Here is a 13,047-nt window from a genome sequence, read left to right as displayed (position 1 = left end):
TCGTCGATGGGCCCGCTGGCCCGTGACGTGATGGCCGCCTATGTGGCGCGTGTGCAGGGTGAGGCGCCGCAGTGGCAGCCGCTGCCGGTGCAGTACGCCGACTACGCGCTGTGGCAGCGCGCGGTGCTCGGGTCCGAGGACGATCCGGAATCGCTGGCCGCGCAGCAGGTGGCGTACTGGAAGCAGGCGCTGGCGGATCTGCCGGATCAGCTCGAGCTGCCCGCCGACCGGCCGCGCCCGCCCGCGCAGTCGTTCCAGGGCAAGGCGATCCGCTTCGAGATCGACCCGCAGCGGCACGCCCGCCTGCACGAGCTGGCGCGCGCGCACAACGCGTCGCTGTTCATGGTGGTGCACGCGGCGCTGGCGGTGCTGCTGGCGCGATTGTCCGGTACCGACGACATCGCGGTCGGCACCCCGATCGCCGGTCGCGGCGAACGCGAACTCGACGACCTGATCGGCATGTTCGTCAACACCCTGGTGTTCCGCACCCGGGTGGAGTCCGGCGAACGCTTCGCCGACCTGCTCGGTGACGTCAAGGAACGCGACCTGGAGGCGTTCGCCAACGCCGACGTGCCGTTCGAGCGCCTGGTCGAGGTGCTCAACCCGGTGCGCTCGACCGCGCGCAACCCGCTGTTCCAGGTGGGCCTGTCGTTCCAGAACCTGGCCGAGACCACCTTCGAGCTGCCCGGCCTGACGGTGAGCGCGGTCAACTTCGACTCGCAGCTGGCCAAGACCGACCTGCACGTCACGCTGTACGACCGGTACGCCGAGGACGGCACGCCCGCCGAGATCATCACCGAATTCGGTTACGCCACCGACCTGTTCGACGAGGGCACGGTGCAGGGCTTCGCCGACCGGTTCCTGCGGGTGCTCGACGCCGTGCTGTCGGATGCCACGGTGCGGGTGGGCGAGATCGATCTGCTCGCCGACGAGGAGCGCGAGCGCATCCTCACCGCGTGGAACGCCACCGAGCACGAGGTCGACCCGACCGCGACGCTGGTGTCCCTGCTGGATGCCACGGTGGCCGCGACCCCCGCGGCGGTGGCGCTGGTCGCCGACGAGCCGACCGGCCGCCGCGAGCTGACCTACGCCGGGCTGGACGCGCGGGTCAACCGGCTGGCCCGGTACCTGATCGGCCGCGGCGTCGGCCCGGAGGATCGGGTCGCGCTGGCGATCCGGCGCAGCAGCGATCTCGTGATCGCGATGTACGCGGTCGCGAAAGCCGGTGCGGCATACGTGCCGATCGATCCGGATCAGCCCGCGGAGCGGACCGACTACATCCTCGGCACCGCCGCGCCGGTGTGTGTGCTGACCACCGGCCGCGACGGGTTCCACACCGCGGCGGCCGAGGTCGTGCAGATCGACGCGCTCGACCTCGCCGAGTACCCGACGGCTCCGGTGACCGCGGCCGATCGCACGGGTGCGCTGACCCCGGCGAACACCGCGTACGTGATCTTCACCTCCGGTTCCACCGGCCAGCCGAAGGGCGTCGCGGTGCCCCATGCCGCGATCGCCAACCAGTTGCAGTGGGAGACGTCGGTCTTCGAGCTCGGCGCGGACGACGCAGTGCTGCTGAAGACGGCGGCGACCTTCGACCTGTCGGTCTGGGAGTTCTGGTCGGCCGCGGTGTCCGGTGGCCGCCTGGTGATCTCGTCCGCCGACGGGCACCGCGACCCGGCGTACCTGAACGAGCTGATGCGCGCCACCGGTGTCACCACGTTGCATGTGGTTCCGTCCATGCTGGACGCGCTGCTCACCGAATCCGGTGGCCGCCTGTCGGACTCGCTGCGGCGCGTGCTGGCCATCGGCGAAGCGCTGCCCGCGGCGACCGCCCAGCGGTTGCGCCGCCACAACGCCGCCGAACTGCACAACCTCTACGGTCCGACCGAGGCGGCGGTGTCGATCACCAGCCACCTGGTCACCGATGCCGACGAGGCGGCGGTGTCGATCGGCGCGCCGGAGTGGAACAGCCGGGTGTATGTGCTCGACTCGCGGCTGCGGCCGGTGCCGGTCGGCGTCTCGGGCGAGCTGTACCTGGCCGGTGCGCAGCTGGCGCGCGGGTACTTCGGCCGCTGCGACCTGACCGCCGACCGGTTCGTCGCCGATCCGTTCGGCGCGCCGGGTCAGCGGATGTACCGCACCGGCGACCTGGTGGCCTGGAGCGCCACCGGCGAGCTGGACTACCGCGGCCGCACCGACTTCCAGGTGAAGATCCGTGGCTTCCGCATCGAACTCGGCGAGATCGAGGCCGCGCTGCTGCGGCAGGACGCGGTGCGCGCCGCGGCCGTCGTCGCGCACACCGATCCCAACATCGGCGACCGGCTGGTCGCCTATGTGGTGACCCGCACGGGCGCGCTGGACAAACGCGCGCTGCAGTCCGCGCTGTCGGCCGAGCTGCCGTCGTACATGGTGCCGTCGATGCTGATCCAGCTGGAGGCGTTGCCGCTCAACGCCAACGGCAAGCTGGACCGCAAGGCGCTGCCGGAGCCCACCTTCGAGAAGGCGGTCTTCCGCGCGCCGGTCACGCCGATCGAGCAGATCGTCGCGAACACCTTCGCCGAGGTGCTGCGGATCTCCGATCGCGACGGCGGCTCCGGCGGACCGGAGGGCAGCGACCGGGGGCCGGGCGCGGGCAAGCGGCTGGGTCTGGACGACGACTTCTTCGCCTGGGGCGGCAACTCGCTGCTGGCCACGCAGGTCGCCGCCCGCCTGGGCGAGGCGCTCAACACGCGTGTGCCGGTGCGTCTGCTGTTCGAGGCGTCCACCGTCGCCGCGCTGGCGGTGCGGGTGGAGCAGCAAGCCGACCTGGGCGGCCGCCGTGCCTTGACGGCGGGCCCGCGGCCGGAGCACATCCCGCTGTCGCTGGCACAGCAGCGCATGTGGTTCCTCAACCGGTTCGACACCCAGTCGGCGGCCTACAACGTGCCGATCGCGGTGCGGTTGTCCGGCGCGCTGGACGTGGCCGCGCTGCGTGCCGCGATCGCGGACCTGGTGAGCAGGCACGAGATCCTGCGGACGGTCTACCCGCAGACCGAGGCGGGCCCGGTGCAGGTCATCCTGCCGCCCGCGCAGGCCGTGCCGCGGCTGGAGGTGCGGGTGGTCGCGCCGTCGCAGATCGAGTCCGCCGTGGTGGCGCTGACCTCGACGATCTTCGACGTCACCACCGAGGTGCCGATGAAGGTCGCGCTGTTCCAGATCGCCGGCGAGGGCGCGCGGACCGGGGCGGACGGGTCGGTGGACTACGTGCTGGCCATGGTCGTGCACCACATCTCCGGTGACGGCTCCTCGGTCGGCCCGCTGACCAGGGACCTGATGATCGCCTACGCCGCGCGGTCGGCGGGCGAGGCGCCGAACTGGGCGCCGCTGGAGGTCCAGTACGCGGACTACAGCATTTGGCAGCGTGAACTGCTCGGCGACGAGAACGATCCGGAGTCGCTGGCCGCCAAACAGGTCGCCTACTGGAAGCAGGCGCTGGCCGAGCTGCCCGATCAGCTGGATCTGCCCTCGGACCGGCCGCGCCCCGCGGTGCAGTCGTTCACGGGCGGCAAGGTCGAGCTGCGGGTGGACGCGCAGACCCATCAGGCGCTGATCGAGCTGGCGCGTGCCGAGGGCGCGACGCTGTTCATGGTCGTGCACACCGCGTTGGCCGTCCTGTTGTCCAGGTTGTCGGGCACCGACGACATCGCGATCGGCACGCCGATGGCGGGCCGTGGTGAGGCCGCGCTGGACGACCTGATCGGCATGTTCGTCAACACCCTGGTGTTCCGCACCCGGGTCGATGCGGGCGAGGCGTTCACCGATCTGCTCGCCCGCCAGCGCGAGACCGACATCCAGGCGTTCGCCAACGCCGACGTGCCGTTCGAGCGCCTGGTGGAGGTGCTCAACCCGGTCCGTTCGACCGCGCGGCACCCGCTGTTCCAGGTGGGTCTGTCGTTCCAGAACCTGGCGCAGTCCGCGCTGGAGCTGCCCGGCCTGAGCGTGTCCGGCCTGGACATCGACACCGAGCTGTCCCAGTTCGATCTGCACCTGATCGCGACCGACCGCTACGACGAGGCCGGCGTGCCCGAGGGCATCACCGGCTTCTTCACCTACGCGACCGACATGTTCGACCGCGCGACGGTGCAGGGCTTCGTGGACCGGTTCGCGCGCCTGCTCGGCGAGATCATCACCGCGCCGCGCACCCCGGTCGGCGACCTCGAACTGCTCGACGCCGCCGAGCGGACGCAGCTGCTCACCGCGCGCAACGCGACCGAGCAGCTGGTGGACACCTCCGCCACGCTGGTGTCGCTGCTGGACGCCACGGTGGCGGCCGGGCCGAAGGAAGTCGCGCTCGTCACCGAGGACGGCGAGTCGATCACCTATGGCGTACTGGATGCCCGGGTGAATCGTCTTGCACGGCATTTGATTTCGTTGGGTGTGGGTCCGGAGTCGCGGGTCGCGCTGGCGTTGCGTCGGTCGGTCGATCTGATCGTGGCGATGTACGCGGTGGCGAAGTCCGGTGGTGCGTATGTGCCGGTGGATCCGGATCAGGCCGCGGAGCGGACGAGTTACATCCTGGAGACGGCGGCACCGGTGTGTGTGCTGTCGAATGCCGACGCCGAGTTCGAGACCGAGGTCGCGCCGGTGGTGCGGATCGATGAACTCGACTTGTCGGGTGTGGATGCGACGCCGGTCACGGATGCGGATCGGGTGGGGCCGTTGCGTCCGGAGAACACGGCGTACGTCATCTTCACGTCCGGTTCGACGGGTCGTCCGAAGGGTGTGGCGGTTCCGCATGGGGCGATCGCGAACCAGTTGCAGTGGAAGAACATCGAGTTCGGTCTGGATGCCGCCGATGCGATCCTGTTGAAGACGGCGGCGACGTTCGACTTGTCGGTGTGGGAGTTCTGGTCGGCCGCGGTGTGCGGTGGCCGGCTGGTGATCGCGTCGCCCGACGGTCACCGGGACCCGACGTACCTCAACGAGTTGATGGCCCGCGAGTGGGTCACCACGCTGCATGTGGTGCCGTCGATGCTGGACGCGTTGTTGACCGCCGGTATGCCGAACTCGCTGTGGCGGGTGCTGGCCATCGGTGAAGCGCTGCCGGGTTCGGTCGCGCAGCGGTTCCTGCGGGAACACCCGCGCATCGAGTTGTTCAACCTGTATGGTCCGACCGAGGCGGCTGTGTCGATCACCAGCCACCGCGTCACCCTCGCCGACGAGACCTCGGTGTCGATCGGTGCGCCCGAATGGAACAGCCGGGTCTACGTGCTGGATTCCCGGTTGCGGCCGGTGCCGGACGGTGTCTCCGGTGAGTTGTACCTCGCCGGTGCGCAGTTGGCGCGCGGCTACTTCGGTCGTGCTGACCTGACCGCAGACCGGTTCGTGGCCAACCCGTTCCAGCCCGGTGCGCGGATGTACCGGACCGGTGACTTGGTCGCCTGGAACAGCGCCGGTGAACTCGAATACCGGGGTCGCACCGACTTCCAGGTGAAGATCCGTGGTTTCCGTATCGAGCTCGGTGAGATCGAAGCCGCCCTGTTGGCGTTGCCGGAGGTCGCGCAGACGGCGGTGGTCGCGAAGTCCGATCCGAAGACCGGTGACCGGTTGGTGGCCTACCTGGTGGCGAGTGATGTCGACGCGGGTGTGGATGTGGCGTCGGTGAAGTCCGAACTCACCGCCAACCTGCCGTCGTATATGGTGCCGTCGGCGTTCGTGGTGTTGGGTGCTCTGCCGTTGAACGTCAATGGCAAGTTGGATCGTAAGGCGTTGCCGGAGCCGGAGTTCGAGGTCCAAGTCTTCCGTGTGCCGTCGACGCCGATCGAGGAGATCGTGGCGAGTGTGTTCGCCGGGGTGCTCGGTGTGGAGCGGGTCGGTGCGGACGATGACTTCTTCGCCCTCGGTGGTAACTCACTGCTGGCGACGCAGGTCGCCGCGCGGATCGGCGCGGCACTGGACACTCGGGTCCCGGTGCGTGTGCTGTTCGAAGCCTCCACCGTGGCCGGACTGGCCGCGAAGGTCGAGCAGCACGCCGGCGCGGGTGGCCGTCGTGAGCTGGTGGCCGGGCCGCGTCCGGACCGCATCCCGCTGTCGCTGGCGCAGCAGCGCATGTGGTTCCTCAACCAGTTCGACACCGCCTCGGCGGTGAACAACATCCCGGTGGCCGTGCGGCTCACCGGCGAACTGGATGTGGCAGCGCTGCAAGCTGCGGTCGGCGACGTCGTCGCCAGGCACGAGACCCTGCGCACCGTCTACCCGGAACAGGGCGGCGCGGCGCACCAGGTGATCGTGCCCGTCGAGCGGGCCGTGCCGGACCTGACGCCGGAAGCGGTCGCGCCCGAGGACATCCGCCACCGGATCCTCGAGGTGATCTCGGCCGGATTCGACGTGACGACCGAGGTTCCGTTGCGGGCCAAGCTGTTCCGCGTCATGGATGCGGGCAGCGGGGCGGGAGCCGGCACAGCGCACGTGCTCGTTTTCGTCGCGCACCACATCAGCGCGGACGGCTGGTCGATGAGCCCCCTGACCCGCGACGTGATGCTGGCCTACGCGGCCCGTTCGGCCGGTGTGGAACCGGGCTGGGCTCCGCTGCCGGTGCAGTACGCCGACTTCAGCCTGTGGCAGCGCGACGTGCTCGGCTCCGAGGACGACCCGGAGAGCCTGATCGCCCAGCAGGCCGACTACTGGCGCGCCGCGCTGGCCGGACTGCCCGACGAGCTGAACCTGCCCGCCGACCGGCCGCGTCCGACGACGCAGTCGTTCGCCGGTGGGCGCGTGGTGTTCCCGATCTCCGGCGAGCTGCACGGCAGGCTCACCGAGATCGCCAGGGAGCAGAACGCGACGCTGTTCATGGTGGTGCACGCCGCGCTCGCGCTGTTCCTGGCGCGCATGTCCGGCACCGACGACATCGCCGTCGGCACGCCCATCGCGGGTCGCGGCGAGGCCGAACTCGACGACGTGATCGGTATGTTCGTCAACACCCTGGTGCTGCGCTCGCACGTGGACGGCGACCTCACCTTCGACCAGTTCCTGACCCGCACCAAGGACGCCGACCTGCAGGCGTTCGCGCACGCGGACCTGCCGTTCGAGCGGCTGGTGGAACTGCTCAACCCGGAGCGCTCCACCGCGCGGCATCCGCTGTTCCAGGTGGCGCTGTCGTTCGAGAACCTGCCCGAGAGCAGCTTCGAGCTGCCCGGATTGCATGTGGGCGCGGTCGATTTCGACGTCGACACCGCGAAGTTCGACCTGTCGCTGACCATCCGTGAGGCGGGCGAGAACCCCGACGACGCGGGCATGTACGCGGAGTTCTCCTTCGCGCGCGACCTGTTCGACGACGAGACGGTGCGGGTGTTCGCCGAACGCTTCACCAGGCTGCTCACCGCGATCGCCACCGATCGCCAGACCCCGATCGGCGACCTGCCGCTGCTGGACGCGGCGGAGTACGACCTGCTCACGCACGTGGCGGGCGAGGACGTCATGGCCACCGGCCTGCTGCCGGACCTGCTGCAATACGGCGCGCGGCGGGACCCGGACCAGATCGCGGTGCGCTACCAGGGCCGCTCGATCACCTACCGCGAACTGGACGAGTACTCCTCGCGCCTGGCGCGGGTGCTCATCGCGCGCGGTGTGGGACCGGAGCGCATCGTGGCGCTGTCGTTCCCACGCTCCTACGAGATGGTCGCCGCGTTCTGGGCGGTGGCGAAGGCGGGCGGCGCGCATGTGCCGGTCGACCCGACCTACCCCGAAGACCGTATGCGGCACATGGTCAACGACTCCGGCGCGGTCATCGGTATCACCGCGAGCGAGTACGTCGACCGGTTGCCGCGCGACGTGGAATGGCTGCGGATCGACGACCCGGCGCTGGGCGAACTGATCGAAAGCCAGTCCGCCGAGCAGGTCACCGACGCCGACCGCAAGGCCGCACTGGCCATGCGCCACCCGGCGTACGTCATCTACACCTCCGGCTCGACCGGTATGCCCAAGGGCGTCACCGTGACCCACGCGGGCATGGGCGGCCTGGTCGGCGTGGCGGCGGATCTGTACCAGCTGGAATCGCACCACCGGTTCCTGCACATCTGCTCGCCGAGCTTCGACCCGTCGGTGCTGGAGTGGCTGTGCGCCGCCTACACCGGCGCGACGCTGGTGGTCGTGCCCTCGACCATCATCGGCGGACCGGATCTGGCGCAGCTGCTGCGCACCGAGCGAGTGAGCCACACGATCATCACCCCAGCGGTGCTGGGCACGGTGGATCCGGAAGGCATGGAAGCGCTCGAGGTGGCGTCGGTCGGCGGTGACGTCACCACGCCGGAGCTGCTGGCCAAGTGGTGGCCGGGCCGCAAGTACTTCAACGCCTACGGCCCGACCGAGACGACGATCATCTCGTCCTACGCCCAGCTCACCCCGGGCAGGCACATCACCATCGGCCGTCCGGTGCGCGGCATGTCCGCGCTGGTGCTGGACAACCGCCTCAACCCGGTGCCGCCGGGCGTCGCGGGTGAGCTGTACCTGGCCGGCGGCGCGCTGGCGCGCGGCTACCACAACCGCCCCGACCTCACCGCGGAACGGTTTGTCGCCAACCCGTGGAGCGACGAGGGCGCGCGGATGTACCGCACCGGTGACGTGGTGCGCTGGTTCGCCGAACCCGGCGAGCGCGCGGGCAACGCCGCGGTGGCGTCGGTGCCGTGGCAGCTCGATTACGTGGGCCGCTCCGACTTCCAGGTGAAGATCCGCGGCTTCCGCATCGAGCTGGGCGAGATCGACACCGTCCTGGCCAGCCACGAGGACGTCGAGTACGCGATCACCATCGGCCGCAAGACCGAGGCCGGCGCGACGATCCTGGTGTCCTACGTGCTGGCCGCGCCGGGCCGGGAGATCGACACGGCGCGGCTCACCGAGTACGCCGCGCGCACTCTGCCGCCGCACATGGTGCCGACGGCGATCGTGGTGATCGACGAAATCCCGCTGACCCCGGTCGGCAAGCTGGACCGCAAGGCGCTGCCCGAGCCCGAGCTGGCCCCGCGCGAGTTCCGCGCGCCGGTCAGCGAGGTGGAGGCCGTCATCGCCGAGGTGTTCGCCGAGGTGCTCGGCGTCGACCAGATCGGTGTGGACGACTCGTTCTTCGCGCTCGGCGGCGACTCCATCCTGTCCATCCAGCTGGTTTCGCGGGCCAAGGCGCGCGGTGTGCTGTTCACTCCGCGTGACGTGTTCGAGCGGCGCAGTGTGGCCTCGCTGGCCGAGATCGCGGTGCTGGGTGCGGGCACGGAGCAGGCGCGGCTGGAGGAACTGCCCGGCGGCGGTGTCGGCGAGATCCCGCTGACCCCGATCATGCGGCAGATCCTGGCGAGCGGTTCGTCCTACCAGCGGTTCTCGCAGACCATGGCGCTGCGGCTGCCCGCGGGCATCGACCGGGAGACCCTGGTCGCCACCATCGCGGCGGTGTTCGACCACCACGACGTCCTGCGGTCGCGGCTGCGCCGCACCGGCGACGACTGGACGTTCGAGGCGCTGCCGCGCGGGGCGGTCGACATCGACGCCCTGGTGCGGCGGGTCGACCTGTCCGCGGACGTCGACGAGGCGCAGCTGGCGCGGGTCGCCACCGAAGCGCTCGACGGTGCTTTGGGCAGGCTCGATCCGGCGAACGCGTCCATGGCGCAGTTCGTCTGGTTCGCTTTCTCGGCGGGAGCGATGGGCCCGCAGGAGGCAGCCGGCGTCACTACGGAGGGACCCGCGGACGCCGCTATCGGCCACCGCGAACGGCGGGACGTGCTGCTGATCGCCGCGCACCACTTCGTGGTCGACGGCGTGTCCTGGCGCATCCTGATTCCGGATCTGGCGGTGGCCTGGTCGCAGCTGGTCGCCGGCCAGCCGGTGGCGCTGCCCGCCAACGGCACCTCCATGCGGCGCTGGGCGCACAGCCTGGTCGAGGCGGCGAGCGCACCGGACCGGGTCGCGGAACTGCCGTTCTGGCAGCGGGTTTCGGACACTCCGGATCCGCTGCTCGGCGAGCGTCCGTTCGATCCGGCGGTGGACACCTTCGCCACCGTCGAGCGGGTCGAGGTCACCGTGCCCGCCGAGGTCACCGACGCGGTGCTCACCGCGATCCCGGGCCTGTACCGGGGCGGTGTGAACGACGGCCTGCTCTCCGCGCTGGCGATGGCGGTCGCCCGCTGGCGCGGTGCCGGCGCGGCGCGAGCGACGGGCACGGAGCAGGCAGCCGGCGTCACCACGCAGGGCCCCGCGAACGCCGCCATCGAGCACAGCGCGACACTGGTCAAGCTGGAAGGCCACGGCCGGGAAGAGGACGTGGTGCCGGGCGCGGACCTGTCGCGCACGGTCGGCTGGTTCACCTCGGCCTACCCGGTCCGGTTGGATCTGGCCGGCGCCGACCTCACCGACGCGTTCGCCGGTGGCGCCGCGCTCGGCGAGATCGTGAAGTCGATCAAGGAGCAGTTGCTCGCGGTGCCCGACAAGGGCCTCGGCTACGGCCTGCTGCGGCAGCTGAATCCGGAGACCGCGGCGAGCCTCGGCGGCGCGGGTGGGAGCAAGGCGGGATCTGACGCAGCGCAGATCAGCTTCAACTACCTGGGCCGGATGTCGGCCGGGGAGATCCCCGAGCAGCTCGCCGAGATCGGGTGGGTGCCGGTGGCCGATCTCGGGCAGCTGGATGTCGACATGGACCTCGACATGCCCGCCAACGCGACCGTCGACATCAACGCGATCGTCACCGATTCCGACGAAGGTCCGCGGCTGGGCGCGTCGTTCGCCTTCCCGACCGGTCTGCTGACCAGGGAGCGGGTCCAGGAGTTCGCCGACCTGTGGGTCGAGGCGCTCACCGCGCTGGCCACGCACGCGCGGCGGTCGGACGCGGGCGGCTTCACGCCGTCGGACATGCCGCTGGTGCGGGTGGGACAGCAGGACATCGAGCAGTGGGAGCGGAGCTACCCGGCGCTGGCCGAGGTCTGGCCGCTGTCACCGCTGCAGTCGGGTCTGCTGTTCCACGCGATGATGACCCAGTCCACCGTGGACGTCTACACCATGCAGGCCGTGGTGGACCTGGGCGGCACGCTGGATGTGGCGCGGCTGCGGGCGGCGGCCCAGGGCATCGTCGACCGGTACCCGAACCTGCGCACCGCGTTCGTCACCGACGCCGAGGGGCAGGCCGTGCAGGTGGTGCTCGACCGGGTCGAGGCGCCGTGGCGGGAGGTGGATCTCACCGAGCTGCCCGCCGACGAGCGGACCGCGGAACTGCGCAGGCAGGTCGCGGCCGATCAGGCGACGCACTTCGACATGGACACTCCGCCGTTGATGCGGTTCACGCTGCTGCGCAGCGATGAGGCGCAATGGCATTTGGCCATCACCACCCACCACATCCTGGTGGACGGTTGGTCGATGCCGCTGCTCATGCGGGATCTGCTGGTGCTGTACGCGGTGCACGGCGACCAGACCGCGCTGCCGCGGGTGGCCTCCTACCGCAACTTCCTCGGCTGGCTGGCCGGGCGCGACCGGGACGCCTCGCTGCGCGCCTGGGCGACGGCGCTGGAAGGGGTCAACGAACCCACCCAGCTCGCGCCGCAGCCGCGCGGCGCCGAGAACTACGAGATCGGCAAGGTCGTCACCGAGCTCGACGCCGACCGCACCCGCCGGATCACCAAGCACGCGGCCGAACTCGGCGTCACGGTGAACACCCTGGTGCAGGCCGCGTGGGGCATCCTGCTCGGCCGCCTCACCGGCCGCGCCGACGTGGTGTTCGGCGCGACGGTCTCCGGCCGTCCGGCCGAGCTGCCCGGCGTGGAGTCGATGGTGGGTCTGTTCATCAACACGCTGCCCGTGCGGCTGCGGATCGATGACCGCCAGAGCATCGGCGAGTTGCTGGGACGGTTGCAGGGCGACCAGGCCGGGCTGCTCGAGCACCACTATGTGGGGCTCACCGACATCCAGCGGGTGGCGGGCACCGGAGCGCTGTTCGACACGCTGCTGGTGTTCGAGTCGTACCCGATGGACAAGGAGGCGATCTCGGCCGCCAGCTCGATCGACGGCATGTCGGTGACCGGCGTCGGCGTCAACGACGCCACGCACTACCCGCTGACCCTGCTGGTGATGTCGGAGGCCACGATCGAGCTGACCCTGAAGTACCTGGGCAGCCGGTTCACCGCCGAAGAGGTCGAGACCCTCGCCGAACGGTTGGTGCGGGTGCTGGACGCGCTGCTCGGCGATCCGGACGCCTTGGTCGGGGACATCGACATCCTGGACGAGAGTGAACGGGCCCGGCTGCTGGTCGAATCCGGCGTCACGGCGGCGGCTGCCGCGCCGGAGCCGGTGGGCCGGGTCGGCGCCCGCACGGTGGCGAAGGTGCTCGGCGAGGTCGTCGAGGAGGACCCGGATGCGCCCGCGCTGCTGGCCGGGGCGGACGAGGTCGCCTTCCACGCGCTGGATCGGCGTTCCTCGCAGCTGGCCCGGGTGCTCATCGACCTCGGCGCCGGACCCGGCGACGTCGTCGCGGTGACGCTGCCGCGTTCGGCGGACGCGGTGGTCGCGGCTTGGGCGGTGCAGAAGGCCGGTGCGGCATGCCTGTTCGCGGGCGACCTCACCGCCGAGGAGCTGACCGCGGTGGGTGCCGTGTTCGGGATCTCCGCGGGACCGGTGGCCGACAGTGACCTTCGCTGGCTGGCGCTCGACGACGCCCAGGTGCGGCAGGACATCGCCGCGGCGGCCGCGCACCCGGTCTCCTACGCCGACCGGGTCCGCCCGCTCGGCGAGGACCATCCGGCGTTCGTCGTCACCACGGCGAACGGTGTCGTCGCGATCACCCAGTCCGAGGCTCTCGACGAGGCAGAACGGGTTCGCGAGGAGCACGAGATCGACTACGAGTCGACCACGTACACCACCGCGTCGTCCGGCCGCCCCGCCGTCCTGGAGTTCTTGGTCTCCGCCACCGCCGGAGCCCTGTCCGTCCTGGCGACCGGCGACCTCGAAACCGACCTCACCGAGGGCGAGGTCACCCACTGGTTCGCGGCGCCGGGTGAAGCGACCGAAGCCGCCGACGGAATAACCATCGTCAGCACTGAGTAG

Annotated in this window: 1 protein-coding gene (only partly in view); it reads left to right on the top strand. The window is 70.6% G+C overall.

Annotated features, from left to right (window positions below):
* Positions 1–13,047, top strand: the end of a protein-coding gene (locus tag ACT89H_RS11880; RefSeq protein ID WP_445108611.1) for a non-ribosomal peptide synthase/polyketide synthase. Its footprint begins 31,059 nt before the window's first position; 13,047 of the gene's 44,106 nt are visible here — the last part of the coding sequence; its start codon lies beyond the left edge, outside the window; the stop codon is at positions 13,045–13,047.

Source organism: Nocardia aegles (genome assembly GCF_052545135.1).
This window is presented reverse-complemented; position numbering and strand designations above follow the sequence as displayed.